The 26759-nt window shown below is 32.2% G+C and carries 24 protein-coding genes; 8 read left to right on the top strand and 16 right to left on the bottom strand.

Going from position 1 to position 26759, the window contains the following annotated elements:
* Window positions 1–24: 24 nt before the first annotated feature.
* Together HMPREF2580_RS03700 and HMPREF2580_RS03705 are read left to right on the top strand one after the other, a co-directional pair.
* Window positions 25–951 carry a manganese-dependent inorganic pyrophosphatase gene (locus HMPREF2580_RS03700; protein ID WP_070830474.1) on the top strand — a complete coding sequence of 309 codons (927 nt, stop codon included), beginning with the start codon at window positions 25–27 and terminating at the stop codon, window positions 949–951.
* A gap of 272 nt (window positions 952–1223) precedes the next feature.
* A complete protein-coding gene (locus HMPREF2580_RS03705) occupies window positions 1224–2603 on the top strand; it encodes an aldehyde dehydrogenase (protein WP_070830476.1) in 1380 nt (459 codons plus the stop codon).
* Window positions 2604–2663: 60 nt separating this feature from the next.
* On the opposite strand, the gene HMPREF2580_RS03710 is transcribed toward HMPREF2580_RS03705, so the two are convergent.
* Window positions 2664–3692, bottom strand: coding sequence for a 6-phosphogluconolactonase (locus HMPREF2580_RS03710; protein WP_070830478.1), 1029 nt, complete (start codon window positions 3690–3692; stop codon window positions 2664–2666).
* A 180-nt stretch (window positions 3693–3872) separates the two neighbouring features.
* Between HMPREF2580_RS03710 and arsB the strand changes: the two genes are divergently transcribed.
* Both arsB and HMPREF2580_RS03720 read left to right on the top strand, forming a co-directional pair.
* On the top strand, window positions 3873–5162 hold the full coding sequence (gene arsB, locus HMPREF2580_RS03715) for an arsenite efflux transporter membrane subunit ArsB (RefSeq protein WP_070830480.1): 1290 nt from the start codon (window positions 3873–3875) through the stop codon (window positions 5160–5162).
* A 115-nt stretch (window positions 5163–5277) separates the two neighbouring features.
* Complete coding sequence (locus tag HMPREF2580_RS03720) at window positions 5278–5676, top strand: YolD-like family protein (protein WP_070830481.1); 399 nt, start codon at window positions 5278–5280, stop codon at window positions 5674–5676.
* 75 nt (window positions 5677–5751) lie between these two features.
* Here HMPREF2580_RS03720 and HMPREF2580_RS12170 read toward each other — a convergent pair whose 3' ends face one another.
* Window positions 5752–5922 carry a hypothetical protein gene (locus HMPREF2580_RS12170; RefSeq protein WP_002435939.1) on the bottom strand — a complete coding sequence of 57 codons (171 nt, stop codon included), beginning with the start codon at window positions 5920–5922 and terminating at the stop codon, window positions 5752–5754.
* Between the two features lie 400 nt (window positions 5923–6322).
* On the opposite strand from HMPREF2580_RS12170, the gene HMPREF2580_RS03725 reads away from it, so the two are divergent.
* Window positions 6323–7363, top strand: a complete 1041-nt coding sequence (locus HMPREF2580_RS03725) for a C45 family autoproteolytic acyltransferase/hydrolase (RefSeq protein ID WP_070830483.1) — start codon at window positions 6323–6325, stop codon at window positions 7361–7363.
* Window positions 7364–7481: 118 nt separating this feature from the next.
* Here HMPREF2580_RS03725 and HMPREF2580_RS03730 read toward each other — a convergent pair whose 3' ends face one another.
* From HMPREF2580_RS03730 to HMPREF2580_RS03740, 3 genes are all read right to left on the bottom strand, one after another.
* Complete coding sequence (locus tag HMPREF2580_RS03730) at window positions 7482–8318, bottom strand: DUF4097 family beta strand repeat-containing protein (protein WP_070830487.1); 837 nt, start codon at window positions 8316–8318, stop codon at window positions 7482–7484.
* A complete protein-coding gene (locus HMPREF2580_RS03735; RefSeq protein ID WP_044466844.1) occupies window positions 8315–8872 on the bottom strand; it encodes an HAAS signaling domain-containing protein in 558 nt (185 codons plus the stop codon). Before HMPREF2580_RS03735 ends, HMPREF2580_RS03730 begins: the two co-directional genes overlap by 4 nt.
* Before the next feature lie 64 nt (window positions 8873–8936).
* Window positions 8937–9422 (bottom strand): hypothetical protein, encoded by a 486-nt coding sequence (locus tag HMPREF2580_RS03740; protein WP_037541850.1) that lies wholly within the window; start codon window positions 9420–9422, stop codon window positions 8937–8939.
* A 166-nt stretch (window positions 9423–9588) separates the two neighbouring features.
* On the opposite strand from HMPREF2580_RS03740, the gene HMPREF2580_RS03745 reads away from it, so the two are divergent.
* Window positions 9589–10152 carry a thioredoxin family protein gene (locus tag HMPREF2580_RS03745; protein WP_002445400.1) on the top strand — a complete coding sequence of 188 codons (564 nt, stop codon included), beginning with the start codon at window positions 9589–9591 and terminating at the stop codon, window positions 10150–10152.
* A 33-nt stretch (window positions 10153–10185) separates the two neighbouring features.
* On the opposite strand, the gene pmtD is transcribed toward HMPREF2580_RS03745, so the two are convergent.
* The 7 genes from pmtD to HMPREF2580_RS12425 form a co-directional block, all read right to left on the bottom strand.
* Window positions 10186–10917 carry a phenol-soluble modulin export ABC transporter permease subunit PmtD gene (gene pmtD, locus HMPREF2580_RS03750; protein WP_070830489.1) on the bottom strand — a complete coding sequence of 244 codons (732 nt, stop codon included), beginning with the start codon at window positions 10915–10917 and terminating at the stop codon, window positions 10186–10188.
* The gene (pmtC, locus tag HMPREF2580_RS03755) at window positions 10917–11789 is read right to left on the bottom strand and encodes a phenol-soluble modulin export ABC transporter ATP-binding protein PmtC (protein ID WP_002445398.1); all 873 of its coding nucleotides are present in this window, start codon (window positions 11787–11789) and stop codon (window positions 10917–10919) included. The genes pmtD and pmtC overlap by 1 nt, the downstream gene beginning before the upstream one ends.
* Window positions 11790–11809: 20 nt before the next feature.
* Window positions 11810–12469 (bottom strand): phenol-soluble modulin export ABC transporter permease subunit PmtB, encoded by a 660-nt coding sequence (locus HMPREF2580_RS03760; RefSeq protein WP_070830491.1) that lies wholly within the window; start codon window positions 12467–12469, stop codon window positions 11810–11812.
* Window positions 12466–13365, bottom strand: coding sequence for a phenol-soluble modulin export ABC transporter ATP-binding protein PmtA (locus tag HMPREF2580_RS03765; RefSeq protein ID WP_070830494.1), 900 nt, complete (start codon window positions 13363–13365; stop codon window positions 12466–12468). The genes HMPREF2580_RS03760 and HMPREF2580_RS03765 overlap by 4 nt, the downstream gene beginning before the upstream one ends.
* The gene (locus HMPREF2580_RS03770) at window positions 13365–13742 is read right to left on the bottom strand and encodes a PSM export ABC transporter transcriptional regulator PmtR (RefSeq protein ID WP_002445393.1); all 378 of its coding nucleotides are present in this window, start codon (window positions 13740–13742) and stop codon (window positions 13365–13367) included. The genes HMPREF2580_RS03765 and HMPREF2580_RS03770 overlap by 1 nt, the downstream gene beginning before the upstream one ends.
* A gap of 368 nt (window positions 13743–14110) precedes the next feature.
* Complete coding sequence (locus HMPREF2580_RS12175; RefSeq protein ID WP_002445392.1) at window positions 14111–14281, bottom strand: SE1626 family protein; 171 nt, start codon at window positions 14279–14281, stop codon at window positions 14111–14113.
* A 250-nt stretch (window positions 14282–14531) separates the two neighbouring features.
* Window positions 14532–14630, bottom strand: a complete 99-nt coding sequence (locus HMPREF2580_RS12425; RefSeq protein WP_002445390.1) for a Trp-rich small protein — start codon at window positions 14628–14630, stop codon at window positions 14532–14534.
* Window positions 14631–14821: 191 nt separating this feature from the next.
* On the opposite strand from HMPREF2580_RS12425, the gene HMPREF2580_RS03775 reads away from it, so the two are divergent.
* A complete protein-coding gene (locus HMPREF2580_RS03775) occupies window positions 14822–16111 on the top strand; it encodes an aminotransferase class I/II-fold pyridoxal phosphate-dependent enzyme (RefSeq protein ID WP_070830496.1) in 1290 nt (429 codons plus the stop codon).
* 53 nt (window positions 16112–16164) lie between these two features.
* On the opposite strand, the gene HMPREF2580_RS03780 is transcribed toward HMPREF2580_RS03775, so the two are convergent.
* From HMPREF2580_RS03780 to groES, 4 genes are all read right to left on the bottom strand, one after another.
* Window positions 16165–22140, bottom strand: a complete 5976-nt coding sequence (locus tag HMPREF2580_RS03780; RefSeq protein ID WP_070830498.1) for a SasC/FmtB family protein — start codon at window positions 22138–22140, stop codon at window positions 16165–16167.
* Window positions 22141–22358: 218 nt separating this feature from the next.
* Entirely contained in the window at window positions 22359–23582 is a 1224-nt protein-coding gene (locus HMPREF2580_RS03785; protein ID WP_070830500.1) for an LPXTG cell wall anchor domain-containing protein, read from the bottom strand.
* A gap of 244 nt (window positions 23583–23826) precedes the next feature.
* A complete protein-coding gene (gene groL / locus HMPREF2580_RS03790) occupies window positions 23827–25446 on the bottom strand; it encodes a chaperonin GroEL (protein WP_002445341.1) in 1620 nt (539 codons plus the stop codon).
* Between the two features lie 69 nt (window positions 25447–25515).
* Window positions 25516–25800 carry a co-chaperone GroES gene (gene groES / locus HMPREF2580_RS03795; protein WP_002445339.1) on the bottom strand — a complete coding sequence of 95 codons (285 nt, stop codon included), beginning with the start codon at window positions 25798–25800 and terminating at the stop codon, window positions 25516–25518.
* Window positions 25801–25978: 178 nt separating this feature from the next.
* Here groES and mroQ point away from each other — a divergent pair, with 178 nt between their 5' ends.
* Entirely contained in the window at window positions 25979–26722 is a 744-nt protein-coding gene (mroQ, locus tag HMPREF2580_RS03800) for an intramembrane glutamic endopeptidase MroQ (protein ID WP_070830502.1), read from the top strand.
* Window positions 26723–26759: the final 37 nt, after the last annotated feature.

Below are 26759 nucleotides of genomic sequence, written 5' to 3' on the forward strand. Positions count from 1 at the left end.
TAAAAGAATAAGGAGATATTGAAAATGACAAAAACTTATATATTCGGGCATAAAAATCCAGATACTGACGCAATTTCTTCAGCAATTATTATGGCTGATTTTGAACAACAAACAGGAAACACTGAAGCTAAAGCATATCGTTTAGGCGAAGTAAGTGCTGAAACACAATATGCATTAGATTACTTCAAAGTGGATGCGCCAGAATTATTATCTGAAGACTTAAATAATGAAGAAGTTATTTTAGTAGACCATAACGAATTCCAACAAAGTGCAGATTCAATCAACGATGCTACAGTAAAACACGTGATTGATCATCACCGAATTGCTAACTTCGAAACAGCAAGTCCTCTTTATTACAGAGCAGAACCTGTTGGTTGTACTGCAACAATTTTATATAAAATGTACAAAGAACGTGGCTTTGAAATTAAACCTCACATTGCCGGCTTAATGATTTCAGCAATCATTTCAGATAGTTTATTATTCAAATCACCTACATGTACTCAAGAAGATGTAAATGCTGCTCAAGCATTAAAAGATATTGCAAATGTCGATTTAGATAGCTACGGTCTTGATATGTTAAAAGCAGGTGCTTCTACTACTGATAAATCTGCTGAAACTTTATTAGACATGGACGCTAAATCATTTACTATGGGTGACTATGTGACTCGTATTGCACAAGTAAATACTGTAGATATCGATGAAGTATTAAACCGCAAAGATGAGTTAGAAAAAGTAATGTTAGAAGTGAGTGCAAATGAAAAATATGATTTATTTGTACTTGTAGTTACTGATATTATTAATAGCGATTCTAAAATTTTAGTTGTGGGTGCTGAGAAAGATAAAGTCGGTCAAGCATTTAATGTACAATTAGATGATGGTATGGCATTCTTATCAGGTGTAGTATCTCGTAAGAAACAAGTCGTACCTCAAATTACTGAAGTATTATCTTAATTCCATCTAAATCTTTAATATAGTGGCTAGGACTTTCCTAGTATGTATGCTCCTAAATGAATTTTAAGTAAATTTATTTAGGGGCACATTTTATATTCATACATAGTTCATCTATTAAAAATTAACTTTTTCTTACTCTTTTTTAACTAAAGAATTGCATTTAAAAATTAATATTTGGGGTATAAATTTATTAAGTGAATTAATGTTTTTAAGCGATAGATTTCTGTGTTGTATCCCCCTCTTGCATATAAATAAAAAAGGAGGTCATTTTGATGAATAATATTGAACAAAAATTTTACCAAAGTAAACAATTCTTCAAAACCAATAAAACCAAGGAACTTAAATTTCGTAAACATCAATTGAAAATTTTACGCAAAAGTATTAAAAACCATGAAAATGAATTACTTGAAGCACTCGAAAAGGATTTAGGTAAAAATAATGTAGAGGCATATGCTACAGAAATTGGCGTGCTTTTAAAAAGCATTAAAATTGCTCGTAAAGAGTTAAAAAATTGGACTAAAACAAAGCAAGTGGACACACCACTATATTTATTCCCGACTAAAAGTTATATCAAAAATGAACCTTATGGCACAGTCTTAATCATAGGACCTTTCAATTATCCTGTTCAATTAGTTTTTGAACCTTTGATTGGCGCTATAGCTGCAGGAAATACTGCAATTGTAAAACCATCAGAACATACACCTAACGTAGCAACAGTTATCAGAACTGTAATTGAAGATTCTTTTGACTCTAATTATATCTCTGTTGTCGAGGGCGGGATTAATGAAACTCAGACTTTAATCCATCTACCTTTTGATTATATGTTCTTTACGGGCAGTGAAAAAGTTGGCAAAGTTGTTTATGAAGCTGCAGCTAAAAATTTAGTACCTGTAACTTTAGAATTAGGTGGCAAATCACCAGTAATTGTTGATGACACTGCTAATATCAAAGTAGCTAGTGAGCGAATAAGTTTCGGTAAGTTTACAAATGCAGGTCAAACTTGTGTTGCTCCAGATTATATACTGGTTGATCGCGAAGTTAAAAATGACCTCATTAATGCATTAAAACAAACTATCACTGAATTTTATGGAAAAAATATTAAAGAAAGTCCTGACTTTGGAAGAATTGTTAATGAAAAACATTTTAATCGTCTAAATGAGTTACTAGAAATTCATAAAAACAACATAGTATTTGGAGGAAAAAGTTCAAAAGAAGATTTATACATTGAACCTACAATACTTGAAAATACCAATGTTCAAGATAAAGTGATGCAAGAAGAAATTTTTGGCCCTATACTTCCTATTCTTACTTATGACAGCTTTGATGAAGCAATTGAAATTATTCAAAGCAAGCCTAAACCTTTAAGTTTATATTTATTTAGCGAAGATGAAAATGCGTCTCATCGTGTATTAGATGAACTATCATTTGGTGGTGGTGCAATTAATGATACGCTCATGCATGTCGCTAACCCTAATTTACCATTTGGTGGTGTTGGTGCCTCAGGTATAGGACAATATCACGGTAAATATTCATTTGACACATTTAGTCATATGAAATCATATACTTTTAAGTCAACTCGATTAGAATCAAGCGTCTACTTCCCTCCTTATAAAGGTAAATTTAAATATATCAAAGCCTTCTTTAAAAATTAAAAATCATTTGAATTAAGCTCCACATGTACATGGTCGATTCATTACATGTGGAGCATTTTATTAGAAGAGCACACATACTCCCTCAGGCGCACTTTCGTGATCATCTATGAAAGTGAGTTTTCCTGTAACATCATCTCGTTCAAATACTGTGACTTTGGAATCCCCTTCTTGATGTGCACAAACGATATATTTATCATCTGGAGTAATATTAAAATCCCTTGGGAACACATCTCTAGTTGTTTGTATATCAACGATTTTCAATGATTTACCATTATCTACAAGTTCATAAATAGCTATACTATCATGACCACGATTACTTACATATAGATGCTTTTGATCGTGAGACAATCTAACAGCAGCTAATTTTGTTTCCTCTTTAAAATCTTGCGGAATTGTTAGATGGCGTTCTATTTCTTTAAATTCACCATCATGATATTCTGTTACACTAACATAATTCGATAATTCATGAACCACGTAAGCATATTTACCATTATCATTGAAAGTAATGTGTCGTGTACCATCCGCTTCTTGAAATTGTGAAACTGCATATTCTTTAAAGCCATTTTCTCCATATGTATAAGTGACAATTCTATCTGTACCTAAATCCGCCGCCACAACATATTTATTATCTGGTGTTTCACTTAAAAAATGGACATGTGAATCGTCTTGTCGCTCATGTGGTCCTGTAGGATAATCATGTTCTAATTCTTCAATCAGTGTTTCGATTTCTCCAGTATTTTTATTTAATTTATATAATCGAGCGATGCCAGCACCATATACTGCTTCAAATAAATAATTACCATCTTTAGAAACCTGAATATAGCAACCTGTTCCATTCTTAGATGCTAAGCATTTATTAATTAATTCTAATTCACCGTTATTTTTAATTTTGAAACTTGCAATACCACAATCTTCTTCCTCTTTTGTTATTGCATATAAGAAATTTTCATTTCTAGTAAGATAGGTTGAAGCTTCAATTTCATATCCTGTTTCAACGTTTTTAATAGTCCCCTCTAATTCATTTAATTCAAAACGGTAAATACCTTTACCATTTTTCTTTGTATAAGAACCGATGTATCCAATAGTCATATTAACCCCTCCATTAGATTGATGTTGTTTTAATTTTAACTTTAACTATGATTAATTTACAATTAAAACTTGTTCACTGGTAATAACTCTAGATAAAAAATTCAAGTATTGATATTCTTGATTATGTTATTTAAAACAAATCATTTATTTACTCTTATAAAGAAAGTTGAGTGAACCTTTATGGTTTTTCTAGCAATAGCTATTTTTGTTATAACTTTGCTCTTTGTTATTTGGCAGCCGAAAGGTTTAGATATAGGCATTACTGCTGTTATCGGTGCCATTATAGCTATAGTAACTGGTGTTGTATCATTTTCCGATGTTATTAAGGTTACCGACATAGTTTGGAATGCTACATTAACATTTGTAGCGATTATATTGATATCTTTAATTCTAGATCGAATTGGATTCTTTGAATGGGCTGCTTTACATATGATTACCGCTTCTAAAGGTCACGGTTTTAGAATGTTTATATTGATCATGACTTTAGGCGCTATAGTTGCAGCTTTATTTGCAAATGATGGTGCTGCACTTATACTCACACCCATTGTATTAGCCATGGTGAGAAGTCTAGGATTTGATAAAAAAACTATATTCCCATTTATCATAGCTAGTGGTTTTATCGCAGATACTACTTCTCTCCCACTTATTGTGAGCAATTTAGTGAATATTGTTTCTGCTGATTATTTTAATATCACATTTATTCAATACGCTTTAAAGATGATGATTCCTAACATTTTTTCATTTTTTGCTAGCGTTCTTGTACTTTGGCTTTATTTTAGACGTTCACTTCCAAGATCTGTAGATATTAATCATTTAAAAACACCTCAATCAGTCATCAAAGATAAAAAACTTTTTAACATCTCATGGATTGTGCTCATTGTTTTATTATTTGGTTATTTAGTGAGTGAGTTTATTAAAGTACCTGTAGCGTTTATTGCATTAGCTGTTGCCTTTATTTTCTTACTTCTAGCAAGTCGTTCAGAAGCCGTTCGTACTAAAGAAGTTTTAAAAGGCGCACCTTGGAATATTGTGGTATTTTCAATAGGAATGTATCTCGTAGTTTATGGATTGAAAAATGTAGGTATCACTTTAGTATTAGGAAATATTTTACATTCCTTTTCAGTTCATGGACTATTGAGTAGCATTATGAGTATGGGATTTATAGCAGCGTTTCTTTCATCGATTATGAATAATTTGCCAACTGTTTTAATTGATGCAATCGCTATTTCACAATCAAATTCTACCGGTTTAATTAAAGAAGGTATGATTTATGCAAATGTTATTGGCTCTGATTTAGGTCCTAAGATTACACCTATTGGATCTTTAGCGACACTATTATGGCTCCATGTGTTAACTCAAAAAGGCATAAAAATTTCTTGGGGAACCTATTTTAAAACAGGAATTATTGTTACCCTCCCTGTACTATTTATAACGTTGCTAGGACTATATTTTACTCTAATTATTTTTTAAAATTTAACATTCACCTCTTGCTGACTATAAAACTCAAAAATATAGTCAGCAATTTTGTATTGCAAAACAGAACAAATGTTCGTATAATGATTTATATCGGATGAGGTGATTGAAAATGACGTATATAAATAAAGAAACAGATTATCGAAACATTCCACGTGAAATGTTAGATAAGAATATACCAGCTGGTCGAGGCATGGTTAAGTGGGCACCCTTTGCTACATTACCTGAGCAGTTTGAAACAATTCATCAATATATGCTCGACCAAAATAAGATAGATAGACCTGTGCTTTCAGATGATCAACTGGCTCAATTAAATATACGCTTACATGAGGCTTTACAAAAATCCCAACCTGTTAATATCAAATTTTATAAAGAAGGCTATATCGATTTTGTTCAGCTTAATATACATCGCATAGATTCGTTGAATTTTGAAATTGAAGGTATAAAACCTAATACTACATACCATCAAAAGGTTTCAATCTTAGATATTATTGATATTACCTTCGCATAAAAAAAGTTGGCAATAGCTTAACTTTGAGCCATTGCCAACCATTATTTAAAAATCAGCTAGTATACACTTAACTAATTAATTATTGTTTTCGATATCTGAAACAATTTCTTTTGTTTTTCTTTCAATATCTTCAAAATCTTTTTTGAAAATATAAGCAAAGGCAACAACACCTACGCCTACAACAACTGTAGTAATAGCTAATAAGCTAAATACAAATTTAAATAAACCTTTAATAAAGTTCCACATTACTTTTCACCTCTAAAATTAATATGCATATCTACAATACAATATGATAGCATACTTATCTTCTTCGATAAATAAATACCCGTTTCAAAAATGATTATTCTCAATATAAATAAGAATTATGGTAATATGACAAATAAAGATTAATTTAATTATTTTAAATCTAAGTAAAAATAGCTTAAATAATAAAGTATCATGCGTATTAACTTAGCCACCATGATTTAACTGAATCAGCAATTGCTCTACAACGATCTGTAAACATAGAAATCACTCCCATAAATATTAAAAATTCCCCAACTAAAATACAATTCGATTGTATTATTTCAACTAATGTAATGCAATTAACATTAAGTTAATTTCCTATTACATTAAAGTAAACACTTGAAAAGAGAGGATGTTCTGAATGCAAAGCGTACAATCTGATATTATGACTCATCGTGGTTCCCACTACGATTTAGGAGTTGAAACAGCAAAATGGTTACAAACGACTCCCCTTTTAAAAAATCGTGAAAAGGAGTGGAGAAAAAGAAATCCTCGCTTTGATATAGATGTAAAAGAAACATATCATATCTTTCAAACATATGCTCCGAAAATATGGGATGAGCTCATTGGTATGCAAGACGTGCTTAACCTTCCAACTAAACAGATCATCCTAAATTTTGGTCATTACCGCTTTACAGATTTAAAAGACAGTGGTTGTACAGTTTTTAAGGGGACAGACTATTTAATACGTAATTATGATTATCACCCAGCAACATATGATGGTAGATATTTACTTTTCCAACCAAATGATAGTGGTCTGGCTCAAATAGGTCCTACTTCAAGAGTGACAGGCAGAATGGATGGGATGAATGAATGTGGACTAGTAATGGCTTATAATTTTATGCATCGTAAAAAACCAGCCAACGGTTTTGTTTGTTATATGATAGGAAGACTTATTCTTGAAAATTGTAAAGATGTTCATGAAGCTATTCGACTTTTAAAAGAAATTCCTCATAGAAGTTCATTTAGCTACATTATAATGGATAAGAATTTAAACTATGCGATAGTTGAAGTGACACCACGTTCAATTAATGTGAGATATGACCCAATATGTACAAATCATTTCGAATTATTAACCCATGAAAATCGCAATTACACAAAAGAGTCTAAAGAGAGATTAGAGCGAGTTATCAAACATACGAATCACACTATTACTAAAGAAGATGCTTTCAAATTATTTAACGATCCACAATATGAGATTTATAGTAAACTCTTTAGAAGTTGGTCTGGCACCATTCATACATCTATTTATGAACCAAATACATTAACTGCTTGGATGGCACTCGGTGAGAATAACCATGCTACTGAAATAAACTTTTCAAAATGGTTAAATGGCGAAGATTTAAACATTGATTATTTCAGAGGTGAAATTGATACTTCTTTGACTTTCGCAACTTATTAAAGTTTTATTTCGGGCTAATGCGTGACGAATAAATATGAAAATAACCCTTAAAATGAACTTTTAAATACATTCATTTTAAGGGCTATGATACTTAGAAAATGATACTGTCCGATTAAAATTAATCAACAGTGATATCACCATCAACAGTATAAAACTCTAAAATATTATTACTTTTACCTACTTTGCCTTCTTTAAAGTACTTATTGTTAACAACTTTTTTACCTCGACCAGGATGTAATTTGAGTAATGTGTCTTTAGGTTTTTCTCCGAAGTTATATTTAATATCACCTTGTTTCGTGGAGGCTTTAATATCATTTGAAGATTTCATATTCTTCATAAGAATATCACCTTTATTCAATAAGAATATAGAATCTTTCAATTGGCTATGATTAACTAATATTTTGCCTAAATTCATTTTTATATTACCTTTTTGAACAGTAGAATCATTAATATTGGCTTTTCTACCAGAGCTCCCAAAATTTAAATTATTCAAATTTGAATTATCCATTGAAAAAAGACGGTGATTGATAACAGTCGTATTCTTTACCTTCAAATTTTTTAAATGGATATCACCGATAAGGGAATCTACATTCAAGTTTTTCAGTTTTTTATCTGGAACTTCTAAAGTAAGTTTTTTCTTATTTCGATGAAAAGGATTAAAATTTAAACCATAGCCTCTGTTAGTCGCTCGCTTTTCTGTTACTTTTAGTGTATTTCTTTTTTTGGAGACAAAAATATTATTATCTCCTTTATAATCGATTTTAAATTTTTTACCTTTTATAACATTTATTTCTGAACCTATCGTATTTACAGATACATTACTAAAATTGTTACTAAACGTTTTGTAGTAATTTTGCTTTTCATAAGTAGCTTTATCAAAAGCAAACCATGTTATCGTTCCACCAATAAAAAACACAATAAATATAATTAAACCGCTAATGAAAAGCTTCTTCATTCTCTAACGCTTCCTTTAACTGTTTTTATGTACCATAGTAAATATCTTAAAATCAGTTTATGTACTATATGCATAATTTTAAAGGTTAAAACAATAAAAATAATTCCTAAACCGGCCAATGAAATCGAAAATAATATATTACTTATTGAGTTATGAAAACCATTAAGTAATGAATAAACGATTAATATTATAGGAGAAAATAAAAGACAAATTGATAAAAACAATAAAATCAAAAGAAGTAATGCGATAATCACGACAGGTATCAATATAATAAATATCGATAAGATTCCCAAACTTAAAGATGCAAAGATTGCCTTAGCTATATTTTGAATCGTAGGTTTAGAACTAGCGTAACTAATAGCACTTTTTGCCTTAATTTCTTTAGCTATGTCATAAGGGTCCTTTAATTTTTTTACAATTTGCTCTTCATTATTGCCCTTGAGTTCCTCTTCATAAAAAAGATTTTCATACTCGTACATCTTATTATCCTTTTCATTTCTAGGAAGCTCATCCAAGGCTAATTCTAATTCATTTAAAAAAGTAATCTTATCCATATATTGTCACTCTTCCTGAATTTGAATTAAAGAATATGCAATAGCGTACATTCCTCAACTAAACTTATTTACTGAAGAATTCTATTCTTTTTACTACTTCATCTTTATAAAGTATGCTTAACTTCATTTTATGCTCACGATCTATATATGTAATTGATTTATAATGCTTACCAGCAATATTTCTTTTATAGCTGTCTCCGAGTTCGTCTATTACTTCATCAATCGAATCGCCAATTTTAATGCCAAAATTTGTTTTAACATTTTTATCTTTGACTAGAACAATACCTTTTATAGTATGGTTTTTATTTTTTACTTTAACTGTTAAATCTTTATGATTTTCATCATTATAAAATTTAAATCTATCTAATTTAACCTTCTTATTTAATACATATCCTTTTTCTTTAAAATGTTCATTCAAACTAATGTTGTTAATAGTATAATTGGATAAATCTACGGTCTTAATACTTTTATAGTACATAATTCCGAATAGTAAAATGATTGCTCCAATCAAAAAAAGGGTTGAAATCACCCATCGATTTTGTATTCGCACTTGAGTCACCACTTTCACTCTTGTTCTAACTAATATAGCATAAGGAATTTTGAGTTTCATCTAACAACTTAGTCACATTGTGAATCCCGTTCGAATTAAGTTAATTAATATCTTTAAAGTTTAAAAATTGTTATAATATTCTAAATTATCAAAGGAGGTTACTTATATGACAAGTTTACAAACATATTTTAATAGAAGTCAGTCGTTAGAACAGTACATTGAACAAATGAAAGACAACAAAGAGAATTTATTGTCAATTTACAAATCTTTTAGCCCCCCTACAAATGATGAACGTATAAAGCAATTACAACAAACAAATTATTCCAAGGTATTAGTCATCACTGAAGACTGGTGTGGAGATGCAATGATGAATCTCCCAATATTAAAACAAATCAGTGAAGTATTAAACCTTGAAGTTAAAGTTTTTCATAGAGATGATGACACAAATCTCATTGACCAATACCTAACTAACGGTAAATCAAGATCTATACCTATATTTGTATTTATGAATGATTCATATGAACAAATCACTGTATGGGGTCCAAGAGCTAAAGAAGTTCAAACATTCGTCACTGAGCTTAGAAATGATAAATTGCCAAGTAAAGACCACCCTGATTATGATGACAAAGTAAAAGAAACGCATCTATTAATTTCCAATAGATTTAAAACCGATTCTTCATTTTGGAAAGCAGTATATAACTCAATCATTACTAAACTTTTGTATAAATAGAAATACTGAGGCATGTGCCTCAGTATTATCTGATTAAATATCTCTCTTAGCAGCATATAGAATGTCAGCAATAAATAATACAACGATTGAAGCAATTGAAATAAACCATTGCCAATGTGAGAATTTAATGTCTTCTGTCATTTTCTCAGTTAAGTAAGTGAATGGGATATACTTAAATGATTTTTGGATATCGTCACCAATGTGCGGGATTAAACCTATGAAAGGTTGTACGAATGGAACGATAAGTAATAAGAAAATCCCTAAAGTAAAGATTACTGCTGGCTTTTCAATAATTAACGTTAGTAATAATAAGAATAGTCCAAAGAATAGGAAGAATATAAGGTAAAACCAAATATTATTTAAGAATTTATCTCCATCAACGTTTGAACCTTTAGTAAATGCTTGAATAATAATGATTACAAGATAATGAAGTAACGTAAATAAGAGAGAAATTAACACTATTGAAATTGTTTTAGCAATAATGTATCCAATTCTACTACTTACCTTACTCATGTATAACTGAATCGTACCTTGAGAGTAGTCTCTAGTGATAGTTTTGATGATAAATAATAATCCAGCGAATAAGAATAGCCAGTTTGCTAATATGAATACCATATTATTATCTACTTGGTGAGTCTTAGCGAATGCAGCTTGCATACTTGCTTGGAAGACAGTCATTCCTATAACTAGTATCAATGCAAGGTATGTTAAAGGACTTTTCAAAATACTAATTAAATCATATTTGACTAGTTGTAAAATTCTCATTATTTATCACCTCTCTGATTAATATTAAAGTAAGTATCACGTAAAGAGCTTTTGCGTGTTTCAATATATTTTGGATAAACCTCTTTTTGAGATAATGATTTAAGTAGTGGTTTATAATCTTTTTGAGCTTTAATCATTATTTCACCAGCATCTTTTTGTGACTGTTGTACTTTATAATGTTCAGTTAGATATTCTAATGTTTTGTTGAAGTCTTCATTTTCAACAGTGATAATTGTAGTGTCTTCAGGGCCACCATCTTTCATGTTCACATCTTGAACAAAATGACCATCTCTTAGGAATATCGCTCTATCACAAATTAACTCAATATCTTCTAACTTATGACTAGAAATTAAAATTTTCATTTCTAATTGTTTTACTAAAGATTGAATTGTTTTTAATACATCGATTGAACCATCAGGATCCATGCCGTTAGTAGGTTCATCTAATATTAAATATCTTGGTTTATTCATAAGAGATACAGCTATTGCTAATTTTTGTTTCATACCCATTGAATATTTTTTTACTTTTTTCTTAATGTAAGGTCTCATACCAAAAGCATCGATAATATGATCTGAGTACTCTTTATCGAAACCTTTTCCTAATACTTGAGCAAAAAGTTTCAAATTATATAAGCCAGACTTATTATCATAAAGTTTAGGATGTTCAATTAAGAAACCTACATTTTCGTCTTTAGATAAATCTACTTTACCTTGATAATTGATGATATTACCATTCATAATTTTCATCAAAGTTGTCTTACCTACACCATTTTTACCTATAAGACCAACAATTTGACTGTTTGCAAAATCAAAGTTGACATCATCTATGACTGTATTTTGTCCATATTTTTTAGTAATACGTTCTAATTTCATAATAGACCTCCCTCTAGTGATTAGTTTTTAAATTTTTTTATTTGAATCACGTAATTAATAATTAAACAGATGATGCTTATCATCAATAATCCATAATTTAAAAAGTATGAATAAATAGTAGGGATATGACTATCATTTCGAGTAATATAATTAATCAAAATGAATATAGCAGAAAGAATAATCGGTAATACAATCATAATTCCGAATACATATCCTATATAAGGTACGTCCTTATTCTTTTGTTCTGTACTTTTTCTAAAAGCGATTGGAATAGAAAAGAAATTCGCTATTATAAATGAATATGTTGTTGAAAAAGATATCGAATCCGTTTTAATCGTATTCGTTTCATATCCATATAGACTAATGATTAAAGCACCAATCAAAGTTAATACTATGCAACTGATGTAGTTGGCATTGAGTAAATCCTTTTTTGAAACTGGCAAACTACCAAAGAACAAGTAAGACTGTGAACCACCTAGCCTGCGATTGATTCTAAATAGATGTCCAGCATCGACTAAACAAATAATCGTTAAAATGACACCCAACGGACCAGATATAACAGAAAAGACTAGATGGTGTTTATCAATTAAATGATAAAAAGGAAAGAATAGTAATAATAATCCATAAATTAAAAGTGTCCATCGTCGAAGTTTAATGTTTCTTATTAGAAGTTGTTTCATAAACTTTTCTCTCTTTGTTGATAATATTTAAAGTCTTTTTTCTTTTTATTTTTCTCTAAGTAAATCATTAATTCTTCGATTGTAGGATTTTTAATTTCTATTCTATTTCCAAATAACTCTTTAAACGTTTGATAGTGTTCAGTAAGGCCTATGTAGCCAGTTTTTCTTATTTCTTTATATATTAATAATTCCTCCAACTCTTGATCTAGGTCTTCATTGGAACCACTAATCACTTTATATTTCTCAAACAATTTATCTCTAGACTCATTGAAAATAATCTCTCCATCTCGTAGATAAACAATATAATCTGCTATTTTCTCTAAATCTGAAATAATATGTGTAGATAAAAACACTGTTTTATCTTCATCAATCAATTCTTGTTGTATAATCTCAAGTAATTCATTCCTTACAAGAGGATCTAAACCAGATGTAGGTTCATCTAGAATGAATAGTTCTGCATGATGGCTAAATGCAACTGCTAATGATAACTTCATTTTCATTCCAGTTGAGAATGTTTTTATTTTCTTATTGTAAGGAAGTTGGAAAAACTGAAGATAATTAATAAATAATTCATGATCCCAATCTATATAAAATGGTGCGACTATATTTTCTAACTTTTTAGCTGTCCATTTATCATTAAAATACGTCTCTGAATAAACAAAACCTATTTTATTTTTAATTTCAACAGGATCTGTCTTCATATTTTTTTCAAATACAGAAATTTGACCATTTTTAGATTGAATTAAATCCATAATTAAGCGAATAACTGTTGTTTTACCAGCGCCATTCCCACCTATAAAACCTGTTACAAAGCCCTTAGGAACTTCAAAGGAGATATCTTTTAACTGAAATTCGCTCGTTTGATAACTTACTTTTTTAAGCTCAATCGCGTTCATCAGTCTTCCTCCTCATAAATTAAAGTTAATATTTCTATCAATTCTTCTAAGGGCATCCCAATTGTTTTCGCCTCTTTAGACATTGTTTTCGCTAAATTCTCAATGACAAAGAATTGTTTCTCCTTAAGAATTGAATTATCTTGCTCCTTAACAAAGGTTCCTTTGCCTCTTATAGTAGTCACAAATCCATCCTTTTCTAAATCTTCGTAAGCTCGTTTAGTAGTAATTAAACTCACTTGCAAATCTTTAGCTAACTCACGCATTGATGGAAGGTGTTCGCCAGGAGCAACATAACCTTTTAAAATATTTTCTTTAATTTGTTGCTTAATTTGTTCATAAATGGGTTGTTCACTGTTGTTTTTCAAAATTAATTTCATTGATGTCCCCCTTTTCTTTCTGTATATACATAATATATACAATATACACAGATTTGTAAAGTGTATATATCAAATTACTTACAAATAAGTGCTTTCTAATGAAAAATTGAGTATAAAGTATATACACAAAAAGGGAGTGGGACAGAAATATAATTTAGCAAAATTATTTTCGTTGTCCCTCTCCCAACTTTCATTGTTTGCAGAATTTCTTAAAAAGAAATTCTCTATGTTGGGGCCCCGCCGGCAAAGATGGCTAGGATTGAAAGAAGCTTGATATAAGCGCACTTTTAATTCAGACATCTACTGCCAATATGTTAAAGAAGGCTGAGACAATTAATTATGTCCCAGCCTCCATTCATTTCAATTAATTATTTCTTTCGACGCTCATTACTTCTATTTAGAAAAGCACAAATCATAAACATGATTGCTGCAAGTAGAAGTTTAATCCCTTGCGATTCGTGTCCTGTTGCTTGTAAATAGTAACCTACTACAAAAAGCACAACCGCTAAACCTACTAATATTTTAGTTAAGTGCTTCATCATTTCACCTCAATACAATAAAAATTATATCAAATAAAAGTTTATCAATGAAGTTATCTAGAAGAATTTATTGCTTTAGGGTTTAATGTACCAATATAAAACAAGCCTTATATCATCGCTTTATAATTAGGATTAATAAAATATTGTTTGCTGTATATTTAGTGCAATGTTATAATTTAATTGTATCCACGAATTATACTACACAACCCCAGGTCTGGTACCAGCAGACTTGGGGTTTTTTTGTGTTCGGTCATCTCTTGTCTTTCCATTTAATTTCTAACCATATTCGAAAGACAACAAGTACGCCACCTGTAATCAATGTTATTAAACCGTCTTGCCACCACGTCATTATACTACACCTCCCAAATTGATTAGTGTCATATAAGATGATGACCTAACAATATTCTAACATAAAAACAGAACGTATGTTCGATTATGATTAGAAATTTTTCTTTTTTCATTCTTTGTAAACAATACTTTATCTTTAACCAAATTAAAGATAATATATATATAAACACTTTATTAAAGAGAGGTTAGAAAATGACGAGCCCTTTAGCCGAAAATCTAAACAACGATTTAAAACAGTCAAGCCTAGAAGTATATGAGATGTTGTCTAACTTAGGAAAAGAAATGTTCTATCCTAAAGGCATCTTATCTCAATCTGCCGAAGCTAAAAGTACGAAATACAATGCAACAATCGGGATGGCAACTAATAATAACGGTAAAATGTATGCTGATTCATTAAATCATATATTTAATGATTTAACTCCTGATGAAATTTTTCCATATGCACCACCTCAAGGTATCGAAGCATTGCGCGACTTATGGCAAGAGAAGATACTTAAAGAGAATCATGATTTGACTAAGGATGTTATCAGTCGCCCAATTGTAACTAATGCATTAACTCATGGCTTATCATTAGTTGCTGATTTATTTGTAAATCCAGATGATACGATTCTTTTACCTACTCATAATTGGGGTAACTATAAACTCGTATTTAATACTCGACATAATGCAAACATTCAAACATACCCTATTTTCGATGATGAGGGTCATTTTACAACAGATTCACTTGTTGAAACCTTACAAAACTACAATAAAGATAAGGTAGTTATGCTCTTAAATTATCCAAATAATCCAACAGGTTATACACCTAACGTTGAAGAAGTTAAAACAATCGTTAGTGCGATTCAAGACCTTGCTAATAAAGGTACAAAGGTCATTGCAGTTGTTGATGATGCATACTATGGTTTATTTTATGAAGATGTATACACGCAATCTATTTTCACTGCTTTAACTCAAGTGAATTCTAAAAATATTCTGCCTGTTCGTCTCGATGGTGCAACAAAAGAATTTTTTGCTTGGGGCTTCCGCGTTGGTTTCATGACTTTTGGTACTGAGAATGAAAATACAAAAAATGTTCTCGAAGCAAAAGTGAAAGGTCTAATTAGAAGTAATATTTCAAGTGGCCCACTACCTTCTCAAAGTGCAATTAAGCACGTGTTACAGCATCATGATCAATTTGATAAAGAAATCGACGAAAATATACAAACACTTAAAGAACGTTATGAAATTACAAAAGAAGTCGTTTATAGTGAACAGTATGCAGACTATTGGAAAGCATATGATTTCAACTCTGGATACTTCATGGCATTAAAAGTTAATCACGTAAATCCTGAAACCCTACGTAAACATTTAATTGATCACTATTCAATAGGTATTATTGCATTAAATGACACAGATATCCGTATTGCATTTAGCTGCGTTGAAAAAGAAGATATTCCACATTTATTTGAATCTATTGCCAAAGCAATTGATGATTTGAGATAAATGAAAGAAGAGTTACTCTCATTAAAGCGATTGAGAGTAACTCTTCTTTGTTTTTATATAGTATCTTTTTTCTTACGTGACTTACGAATTAATATCAAGCCGATTAACAATATACTAGATATTAATGTTCGATTTGTTTCATTAGTCTCTCCCGTATCAGGTAAAGTTTTATTTGTTTTAGGTTTTGATTTTGGTTTTGATTTTGGTTTTGATTTTGGTTTTGATTTTTCTTTTCCTTTTTCAGAGATATGTGCTTTCGTTTTTACTTTTGAGGTGTTAGTTTTATTTTTTTCTTTATTTATTAATTTTTGAGGCATTTTAATATTAATTACCTTACTTCTATCACTATTACCTCTATATTCAACTGTAGATATTACACTACCTGCTTCAACCGTCTCACTACTTATTGTTACTTTACCTGTAATGGAATCAAGAGAAATACCATTTATGTTTTTATTTATAGACCAAAGGGCTTCTTTTTTATTTACAGTAATTTGAATCGCTTTTCCTTTTTTATCTATAATTTGAATTTCAACTTTTGTTGCTCCATCATTTGGTTTTACTGTAACCGTTGCTTCTTTTTCATTTGCACTCACAATTGGTGGCTCAGGTGTGGCTTCTTTGCGTGGCATTGTTACTTTGCTTGATTCACTAGCGTCGCTATTACCTTTTGTTTCACTCGCTGTTACTTCACTTTCTGGTTGTACCGCAGTGTAACTGATTGTGATTTCACCTGTGTTTGGATTGATGGAGATGCCTGGGACTTCTGTATCTAGGATCCAACTTGTCCCCTCTTTTGTAACAATAATTGCGCTTGCTTGCCCATCCTTATTTGTGTAATGAATTTCTAACTTTGTTGAGTCATCATTTGGAAGGATACTCACATTCGCTTGCGCTTCGTTAGCATTGACCGTTGGCGCTTCTGGCGTTGACTCTTTACGAGGCATTGTTACTTTACTTACTTCACTTTCGTCACTATTAACTTTGGTTTCACTCGCTGTTATTTCACTTTCTTGTTGGACTACTGAATAACTGATAGTTACTTCACCAGTGTTTGTGTCTAAAGTGATGCCTGATTCTTGTTTGTCTAATCTCCAAGTAGAACCCTCTTTAGTTGCGATTAATATACTTGCTTGTCCATCTTTATTAGTATAATGAACTTTTAATTTGTCAGATTCAACTGCAGGGACGATACTCACGCTTGCTTGCATTTCATTTGCACTAACAGTTGGCGGTTCAGGTGTAGCTTCCTTTCTTGGCATAACTGTTTTACTTTCTCCACTTTCATCACTATTACCTTTTGTTTCTGTTGCTATAATGTCACTTTCTGGTTGTGTTGCTTGATAACTTATTTCCACTTTCCCTGAATTTGGTTCGATTGTGATGCCTGGAACCACTTTATTTAAAGACCATTGTTGATTAATTTTACTTGCTGTAATAGTACTAATTTGATCTTCTAAATCTAAGTATTTAATAACTACTTTAGTAGATTCGTCGTTAGGAATTACGCTCACACTTGCTCTATCTTCATCAGCAATGATTGTTGGTGCTGGCGGTGTTTGCTCTTTGCGTGGCATTGTTACTTTGCTTGTTTGACTCGCCTCGCTATTGCCTTTGGTTTCACTTGCAGTTATTTCACTTTCTGGTTGAACTGCTGTATAGCTAATTATAACTTCACCAGTAGTTGGCTCTATAGTAATTCCTGGAACTTCTTTATCTAGACTCCAACTTGTTCCCTCTTTAGTTGCGATAACTGTAGTTGTTTGGCCTTCTTTATTTGTAAAACTAATTTCTAATCTTGTTGACTCACCGTTTGAAAGAATACTTACATTTGCTTGTGCTTCATTTGCATTTACAGTTGGCGCATCCGGCGTTGATTCTTTTCGTGGCATTGTTACTTTATTTAATCCACTTGAGTCACTATTGCCTTTGGTTTCGCTCGCAGTTACTTCACTTTCCGCCTGAACTGCTGTATGGCTAATAATTACTTCTCCTGTGGTTGTGTCTAAAGTAATTCCTGGAACTTCTTTATCTATGCTCCAAGTTGCTCCCTCTTTAGTTGTGATCGCTGTTTCCAGCTTGCCATCTTTATTTATGAATTGAATTATTACTTTTGTAGATTCATTGTTTGGAAGGATACTTACATTTGCTAAACTTACATCAGCTTTAACAGTAGGTGCTGATGGCGTTGACTCTTTGCGTGGCATCACTACTCTACCTACTTCACTTGCGTCACTATTTCCTTTTGTTTGACTTGCATTTACTTCGCTTTCAGGTTGAACTGCTGTATAGCTAATTGTAACTTCACCAGTAGTTGGCTCTATAGTAATCCCCGGAACTTCTTTATCTAGATTCCAAATCTCCCCTTCTTTGATAGCAGTAATTTTACTTGATTGCCCTTCTTTATTTGTAAAATTAATTTCTAACTTTGTGGACTCATCGTTTGGAAGGATACTTACATTAGTTTCTACATCATCAGTACTAACAGTAGGCGCCTCTGGCGTTGACTCTTTACGTGGCATCTTTACTTTGCTTAGTTCACTTGCGTCACTATTTCCTTTGATTTCACTTGCAGTTACTTCGCTTTCGGGTTGGACTGCTGTGTAACTGATTGTGAGTTCTCCAGTATTTTCATTGATAGTAATTCCCGCTTCTTGTTTATCAAGCCTCCATGCTGTTCCTTCTTTGTTAGCGTTAATCGAAATGATTTGGCCATCTGTATTTGTATAATTAACGATCACTTTTGTAGATTCATCATTTGGCTCCACATTTACATTTGCTTGTTCTACATTAGCGCTAACAGTTGGCGGTTCAGGTGTAGCTTCCTTTCTTGGCATAACTGTTTTACTTTCTCCACTTTCATCACTATTACCTTTTGTTTCTGTTGCTATAATGTCACTTTCTGGTTGTGTTGCTTGATAACTTATTTCCACTTTTCCTGTATTTGGTTCAATAGTGATGCCTTGAACCTGTTTATTTAGAGACCATTGATGATTGATTTTACTTGCTGTAACTGAATTAATTTGATCTTCTAAATCTAAATATTTAATAACCATTTTTGTAGATTCATCGCTCGGTGTAACAATCACACTTGCTTGTTCTTCATTAGCACTGATTGTTGGTGCTGGCGGCGTCGATTCTTTACGTGGCATTTTTACTTTGATTTCCTCACTCGCATCGCTATTGCCTTTCTTTTCACTTGCAGTTATTTCACTTTCCGGTTGAACTGCTAAATAACTGATAGTTACTTGTCCTGAATTTGAATTTATAGAAATTCCTGATACATCTTTATCCAAACTCCAAGTTGTTCCCTCTTTAGTTGCAGTAACTGTGCTTGCTTGGCCACCATTATTAATATATTGAACTACTACTTTTGTGGATTCATCGTTCGGTGCGATATTCACATCCGCTTGCGCTTCATTGGCATTTACAATAGGTGATGCTGGTGTCTGTTCTTTACGTGGCATATTCACTTTGCTCTCTGGACTCACGTCACTATTACCTTTTGTTTCACTTGATGTTACTTCACTTTCAGGGTGTACTGCTGAATAACTGATTGTAATGTCGCCTGAGTTTGCGTCAATAGTAATTCCAGTTTCTTGTTTATTTAGTGACCATGTTGAACCTGTTTTAGTCGCAATGATTTCGCCAGCTTGATTTTCTTTATTCGTATAATTAATGACAACTTTTGTGGATTCTCCCACAGGGGTCACTGTTACACTCGCATTGGTTTGATCAGCTTTTATTGTCGGTGCCCCTGGTGTCGTCTCTTTTAGTGGCATTGTTATTTCGCTTAGTTCACTATCATCACTGTTTCCTGTCGTTTCTGTAGCAGATACTTGACTCTCAGGTTGAACTGCTGAATAACTGATTGTAACCTCACCAGTATTTTCATTAATTGTAATACCTGGGACTTGTTTATCTAATGACCATGTAGCATTTGATTTGGTAGCTACGAGCGTATTATTTTCATTATTTGTATTTTGGTATGAAATTTTCACTTTATCTGCTTCTAGTGCAGGGCTGATAGTTACGTTAGCCTCTTGATTATTGACATTCACAATTGGTTTACTAGGTGGAGCCATCTTAAGTTCACCTTTTAACGTAACTAATTCATTAGTAACGGTATTAATCGTTGCTTGAGACGCTCTATTATCTAAAGCAACATTATTGTTATCTTCATTTATGATAGTACGTGCTTCTGCAATTTTTTCTTTAAGCGCATTCCATGATTGATTTGTATAATTAGATTCTTTTAAATCACGAATATGAGCTTCAACTTCAATCAATTTGGATTCTAAGTCAGTTTTATTCATTTTCAACGTGACTGTTTGAGTATTAACAGAATTGTTCCCTGTTTTTTGACTACCGTCACCACGGAAAGGTGCATTGGTCTTATATGATATTTGTCCATTTAAATCAACCAGTTTTGGTCGCATTGCCTCGAACTCTACTGTATACGAAATATCTTTCGTATTTCCACCATGTATATTACTTATATTCAGAGTTAGAGTATTGGTATTCGCATTATAATTACTATTAGCGCCAGTCGCTGAAATAAATTTTGAGTTTGAAGGAAGTACAACTTTATAAGTTGTCTCTTTTGATTGAGTGTGACCTTTATTTTCAACAGTTAAGGATACTGTTGCGCGTGCCACATTAGAAGTAGGAGTAGAAGCCACGGCATCATAGTTCACTTGGTTAATTCTTGACACTACATATGCACCGGTGTTGGCTGTTACACGGCTTACCGCACCCCCATAATAATTATTGGGATTATTACCAAATCCATCGTCACTATTTGAATCATGAGTAGTTATAAAATTATTAGTCGAAATAGGTATGAATGTAATACGTACTTGATTCATATCATCCGGAATATTAACCATAGCCTTAAGCCAACCAGTAGGGAAATTTTGCATCGCATCAAGACGTTTATCAAATAGTGTTTGCGTTCCCTCTACATTTGATATCTTTAATTTAGCTCCAGCCACTCCATCTGAAAAAGCAGGGCTCGTTGATATAAAGTTAATGACTAATTCTGACCCTGGTGTAACATCTATATCTTGATAAATACCCGCTACTCGGGGGTCTACATCCGAACGATTCCATCCATTAGTCGTACGTGCTAAAACGACACCATAAGGATCTGTGTTATCACTCATAAAATTTGCATAGTCTTTAGCGGCTGGAGTAAAAAGTATAGGATATTCTGGATTAGGATCCTTTGATAAACTATGCCAATGATCTACTCCTCTGACGATTGTTAATTTATTCGACCTCGTAGGTAAATTTCCTCCTGATACTTGCCGAAAGTTTCCATTTTTAATCGAAGCATCCGTTTCATTTTTACTTAATGGATCTGTGGAGGCTACTGTATTCGATGCTGTATCTACTGCTCTAAAATATGAACCATGTGGTAAATGTTTAGGTTGACTATTTGTATTGATTCTAGTGCGTGGAGGTGTATGGATAGTTTCTTTATTTTGAGTTCTTTGGTTCTCATTATTAGTTAAATCATTTGAATCCATTGTAGTTTTATTTCGTAATTTACCGGCACTATTTAAGAATTTATAATAAAATCGATTCACTTCTTGTTGCGTCAAATTACTATTAAGTACACGTTCAGCTTCATTTACATCCGCTTCAAAAGCTTTAATAGATTCTTCTGTTTTGGGACTTAAATCAATTGCTTTATATTGTGCAACAAGTTGGTTTAACTTACTCTTGTCTACAGTATTTTGCGTAGTAACTGGTTCAGGGTTCTTTTGTTCATTATTGACATTATTTACTTTTGTAATAGGTGTCGATTCATTTGTTAAATCATTAGTTTGATTTAAGTTAGGCTGTGTTTGAATTTGAACGTTAGTTTCTTTACTGTCACTAACATCAGCTTTGGCAAAATGGGTGTTTGCCATCATAAAAAATGCAGCTACAGCTACACTTGCTGCTCCAAAACCTTGATATTTTCTAATAGAAAAACGAGTGATTGTGTTATCTAAGTTGTATATTCTATTGTTTTTCTTCATGTCGTTGTCTCCTTATGTCTCTAGTTGTTTAATAGAAAATTTTCTATCCAGTTATAACCTATTCTAAAAATTAAATAAAATATCTTATAATTTCTAAAACTTTAAGTTAAAATATAACACTTAGCCCGATTTTTTACAATTAAAAAATTGATAGTTTTGATGATTTTTTTGACGAAAATTAAAAGAGTACAAACAATAATGTCTGTACTCCAAAAATTTTATTCTTTTGTTCTATTTCTATATAATCCTAATAATCCTAAACCAGCAAGTAACATTAATGCAGCAGGATTAAAACCAGTTTGTTCTACCCCAGTTTTTGGCAATTCATCTTTATCTTTTTGATCTGATTTTTCTTCACCTGTTTCATTCTCTGAATTGTTATGTCCTTTGACTTTCGTAGTAGCTTTTTTATTCTGGTTTTGCTCAGGATTTTTTGTTTTACCTGTAGGTTTCTTTGTCATCTCTTTTTTGAAAATGTGTTTTGTAATACCATCTTTTACAATTGTTTTTTCAAAAGTATAACCGTCAATTTGTACAGGATTTCTATTATTAGCTGTAGTTTTACTATCTTCTACTGCATCTTTAAGAATGTTCCCATTTTCATCTACCCAAACTGTAACGTGTAGTAATGGTTTCTCTTCAGTAGTTTGTTTATTTTCATCTTCATTTGAGTTTAAATGAGTTTGTCCATTATTTTTAGCTTTTTGTTTATCTTTATTTTCTTCATCTTTTTTAGTGTTTGAAGTTGTTGTTTCTTCTTTCTTTGTTTCTGTAGGTTTCTTTTCTTCTTTTTTGTCACTAGGTGTTACTTGTGTTTCTTCTTTGTTACTTTCTTGATTCTTATTTTGCGCTTGAGTTGCAGCTGGTTTTTCTTCTTTCTTTGTTTCTACAGGTGTGCTTTGATTCGTGCTTGTAGCGTTTCCAGTGGATGGAGTAGTTTGGTTATTACTCACTTTTTTATAGATATACTTAGTAATACCATCTGACATTGTCATTCGTGTATATCTATAACCTGGAATTTTAACAGGTCCTCTCTCTGATTCGGGAGTTTTCGCATCTTCAACTGCATCCTTCAGAATATTGCCGTCTTCATCCAACCAGACTGTAACATGTAGAATTGGGACTTCGTAAAAACTGCTATAATCTTCTTCATCCTCATTAGTTGAAGTATCAGCAGGTTGTTGATTATTTGTATTTTGTTGATTACTCGCATTTTGAGTCGCAGGTGTTGTTTGTACTGTTTTATCACTCTTTTCAGTGGATGTTGTCGCTACCTTCTTATCTTGCGGTTGGTCACTATTATTTTGTTCAGCATGTGCGCTCGCATTTCCTGAAAATAGGTATAGAGCTAAAGTTAATGCGCTTGCGGTACCATAACCTAAATAATTTTTGCTGGATAATTGTTTTAATTTGTTTACATCTTTAGGTTTGTTGTCTTTCATTGTTGTTAAATCCTCCTAAAATTATTGAACAATAACGTTTTTAAAAATTGAAACGATAGTAAATATTATGAATTGATATATGCTCGTCTCACTAACATTATAGTTAAATTAATTATAATATATTATTTTAAATAAAAATACTCGTTTCGACATCGTTTTCAAAAAAATGATACAAATAACTCCCTTCAAAGGAAATTAATCACTTTGAAAGGAGTTAAACTTTAATCATTAATCATTGATTCAATTACATCATACCTGGCATGCCGCCCATACCTGCTTGATCGTTATTGTCTTTTTCAGGGATTGTAGCGACTACCGCTTCAGTTGTTAAGAACATTGCAGCAACACTTGCAGCGTGTTGTAATGCTGAACGTGTAACTTTCGTAGGGTCTACAATACCTTCTTCTAGCATATTTACCCATTCATTTGTAGCAGCGTTGAAGCCTACACCAGGGTCTGCGTTTTTCAAGCGTTCTACAATAATTGAGCCTTCTAAGCCAGCATTTTCAGCAATTTGACGTACAGGAGCTTGTAGCGCTTTAAGTACGATATTTACGCCTGTTTCAACGTCGCCTTCTGCCTCGATTTCGCTTACCTTTTTATAGATATTAACTAAGGCAGTACCACCACCGGCAACAATACCTTCTTCAACTGCAGCTCGAGTAGAGTTAAGCGCATCTTCAATACGTAATTTACGTTCTTTAAGTTCAGTTTCACTTGCAGCACCTACTTTAATGACTGCAACCCCACCGGCTAATTTAGCTAAACGCTCTTGTAATTTCTCTCTATCGAAGTCTGAATCAGTTTCTTCGATTTGAGCTTTGATTTGACTTACTCGTGCGTCGATATTATTTTCATCACCATCGCCATCAACGACAGTTGTATTATCTTTAGTTACTTCAACTTTGTTAGCTGAACCTAACATATCGATTGTCGCATCTTTTAATTCTAAGCCTAAATCGTCAGTAATCACTTGTGCACCTGTTAAAATAGCTAAATCTTCTAACATTGCTTTACGACGGTCACCAAAGCCAGGTGCTTTAACTGCAACTGCTGTGAATGTGCCACGCATACGGTTTAAGACGATATTAGTTAATGCGTCACCTTCAACCTCATCAGCAACGATTAAAATCGGACGACTTGATTGAACGACTTGTTCTAATAAAGGAAGAATATCTTGGAATGATGAAATTTTCTTATCAGTTACTAGAATGTAAGGTCTTTCTAATTCAGCAATCATTTTGTCTGAATCTGTAACCATGTATGGAGATTGGTAACCACGATCAAACTGCATACCTTCAACAACTTCTAATTCAGTATTGAAGCCATTTGATTCTTCAATTGTAATAACTCCGTCATTACCTACTTTATCCATTGCCTCTGAGATATATTGACCGATTTCTTCATCTGCAGCTGAGATGGCACCTACTTGTGCAATTTCATTTTTATTTTCAACTTTTTGAGAAATATCATGAAGTGCTTCAACGGCAACTTTCACTGCTTTGTCGATACCTTGTCTTAAACCAACTGGATTGGCACCGCTAGTCACGTTTTTCAAGCCTTCTTGAATCATAGATTGAGCTAAAACAGTCGCTGTAGTCGTACCGTCACCAGCGATTTCGTTCGTTTTATTAGCAACTTCTTGCACTAATTTTGCGCCCATATTTTCATAAGGGTCTTCTAATTCAATTTCTTTAGCAATTGTAACCCCATCGTTTGTAATTAATGGTGTTGTATATTCTTTATCTAATACTACATTGCGTCCTTTAGGACCAATCGTCACTTTTACAGCGTTTGCTAATTTATCTACACCTCTTAGCATCGCTTGACGCGCGTCTTCTGAGAATTTAAGATCTTTTGCCATATTTTATAATACCTCCAATTTTAGAAATTCTTTGATTGTCGTTTAGTGTTTATAAATTTATTTTTAAAATTATTGAATTACTGCTAAAATATCTTCTTCATTTAAAACTAAGTAAGTATCGTCACCGCGTTTAACTTCTGTACCTGCGTATTGTTGGAAAACGACAGTGTCACCTTCACTTACTTCAGGAGCAACTCGTGAACCATTGTCTAGTAAACGTCCTTGGCCTACTGCGATGATTACACCTTCATTTGATTTTTCTTTAGCGCTATCAGTTAACACGATACCACTTTTAGTTGTTTGTTCTTGCTCTTTCTTTTCAATAATCACACGATTTCCTAATGGTTTAAGCATGATTGTTCCTCCTTTATTCGCATGTGATTTAGCACTTAGAATAATAGAGTGCTAACCTAATTTTTATATTAATCAAAGTTGGTCAACTTTTCAAGTGAAAAGGTAGCCGATTAAATTTTGTACATCACAATTATTTACGATAAAATAAACTATACTTAAATATAGATGGAGGTAAGTTATGAGAAGATTTTGGGTATCTTTATTAACGGTGCTCATATATGGCTTGGCTCAAATGCTACCTGGTTTCATTCTTAGAAGCAATTGGCTCGGTCACATGTCAAAAATAGAAAGCACTCAATTTATGATTTATACTCAAGTTTCTTTATTTATTCTAGCTGCTGTTATTATTATTTTAATCAATTTAAAGGTGAAGAATCCTACTACACTAGAAGCTAGTAAAAAAGAACCTAAAAGATATATTGTGCCATGGGCATTGCTCGGTTTCTGTATTGTTATGATCTACCAAGTGATTGTGGGTTTAATTTTCTTTGCAATTAATGGTAGCCCTCAAAAGAGTCCAAATACAGAACGTTTAATGGTAATTGCAAAACAAATGCCTGTATTCATTGTTTTAATTTCTATTGTAGGACCAATATTGGAAGAATTTGTCTTCAGAAAGGTATTTTTCGGAGAAATATATAATGCTATTAAAGGGCCTCGTGCCGTAAGCTTTCTCATTGCTTCGATAGTCAGCTCGCTTATTTTTGCTTTAGCTCATAACGATTTTAAATTCATTCCTATGTACTTTGGTATGGGTATGATATTTTCAATTGCTTATGTATATACTAAGCGGATTGCTGTTCCAATCGGTATTCATATGTTGCAAAATGGTACAGTGGTACTGATGCAAGTGTTTGGTGGCGATGCGTTGAAGAAAGCTCAAGAACAAGCAAACTTTATTCTACATTTTATTTTAAAATAAAGAGCATCTAATCATGTATAATGTTGCGGAACGTACA

This window comes from Staphylococcus sp. HMSC036D05 (assembly GCF_001836225.1).
GTDB classification, from domain to species: domain Bacteria; phylum Bacillota; class Bacilli; order Staphylococcales; family Staphylococcaceae; genus Staphylococcus; species Staphylococcus caprae.

What these genes read in the sequence shown, in the direction of transcription:
- HMPREF2580_RS03700 (WP_070830474.1), top strand. Translation starts at nt 25, where the DNA reads ATGACAAAAACTTATATATTCGGGCATAAAAATCCAGATACTGACGCA.
- HMPREF2580_RS03705 (WP_070830476.1), top strand. Translation starts at nt 1,224, where the DNA reads ATGAATAATATTGAACAAAAATTTTACCAAAGTAAACAATTCTTCAAA.
- HMPREF2580_RS03710 (WP_070830478.1), bottom strand. Translation starts at nt 3,692, where the DNA reads ATGACTATTGGATACATCGGTTCTTATACAAAGAAAAATGGTAAAGGT.
- arsB (WP_070830480.1), top strand. Translation starts at nt 3,873, where the DNA reads ATGGTTTTTCTAGCAATAGCTATTTTTGTTATAACTTTGCTCTTTGTT.
- HMPREF2580_RS03720 (WP_070830481.1), top strand. Translation starts at nt 5,278, where the DNA reads ATGACGTATATAAATAAAGAAACAGATTATCGAAACATTCCACGTGAA.
- HMPREF2580_RS12170 (WP_002435939.1), bottom strand. Translation starts at nt 5,922, where the DNA reads ATGTGGAACTTTATTAAAGGTTTATTTAAATTTGTATTTAGCTTATTA.
- HMPREF2580_RS03725 (WP_070830483.1), top strand. Translation starts at nt 6,323, where the DNA reads ATGCAAAGCGTACAATCTGATATTATGACTCATCGTGGTTCCCACTAC.
- HMPREF2580_RS03730 (WP_070830487.1), bottom strand. Translation starts at nt 8,318, where the DNA reads ATGAAGAAGCTTTTCATTAGCGGTTTAATTATATTTATTGTGTTTTTT.
- HMPREF2580_RS03735 (WP_044466844.1), bottom strand. Translation starts at nt 8,872, where the DNA reads ATGGATAAGATTACTTTTTTAAATGAATTAGAATTAGCCTTGGATGAG.
- HMPREF2580_RS03745 (WP_002445400.1), top strand. Translation starts at nt 9,589, where the DNA reads ATGACAAGTTTACAAACATATTTTAATAGAAGTCAGTCGTTAGAACAG.
- pmtD (WP_070830489.1), bottom strand. Translation starts at nt 10,917, where the DNA reads ATGAGAATTTTACAACTAGTCAAATATGATTTAATTAGTATTTTGAAA.
- pmtC (WP_002445398.1), bottom strand. Translation starts at nt 11,789, where the DNA reads ATGAAATTAGAACGTATTACTAAAAAATATGGACAAAATACAGTCATA.
- HMPREF2580_RS03760 (WP_070830491.1), bottom strand. Translation starts at nt 12,469, where the DNA reads ATGAAACAACTTCTAATAAGAAACATTAAACTTCGACGATGGACACTT.
- HMPREF2580_RS03765 (WP_070830494.1), bottom strand. Translation starts at nt 13,365, where the DNA reads ATGAACGCGATTGAGCTTAAAAAAGTAAGTTATCAAACGAGCGAATTT.
- HMPREF2580_RS03770 (WP_002445393.1), bottom strand. Translation starts at nt 13,742, where the DNA reads ATGAAATTAATTTTGAAAAACAACAGTGAACAACCCATTTATGAACAA.
- HMPREF2580_RS12175 (WP_002445392.1), bottom strand. Translation starts at nt 14,281, where the DNA reads ATGAAGCACTTAACTAAAATATTAGTAGGTTTAGCGGTTGTGCTTTTT.
- HMPREF2580_RS12425 (WP_002445390.1), bottom strand. Translation starts at nt 14,630, where the DNA reads ATGACGTGGTGGCAAGACGGTTTAATAACATTGATTACAGGTGGCGTA.
- HMPREF2580_RS03775 (WP_070830496.1), top strand. Translation starts at nt 14,822, where the DNA reads ATGACGAGCCCTTTAGCCGAAAATCTAAACAACGATTTAAAACAGTCA.
- HMPREF2580_RS03780 (WP_070830498.1), bottom strand. Translation starts at nt 22,140, where the DNA reads ATGAAGAAAAACAATAGAATATACAACTTAGATAACACAATCACTCGT.
- HMPREF2580_RS03785 (WP_070830500.1), bottom strand. Translation starts at nt 23,582, where the DNA reads ATGAAAGACAACAAACCTAAAGATGTAAACAAATTAAAACAATTATCC.
- groL (WP_002445341.1), bottom strand. Translation starts at nt 25,446, where the DNA reads ATGGCAAAAGATCTTAAATTCTCAGAAGACGCGCGTCAAGCGATGCTA.
- groES (WP_002445339.1), bottom strand. Translation starts at nt 25,800, where the DNA reads ATGCTTAAACCATTAGGAAATCGTGTGATTATTGAAAAGAAAGAGCAA.
- mroQ (WP_070830502.1), top strand. Translation starts at nt 25,979, where the DNA reads ATGAGAAGATTTTGGGTATCTTTATTAACGGTGCTCATATATGGCTTG.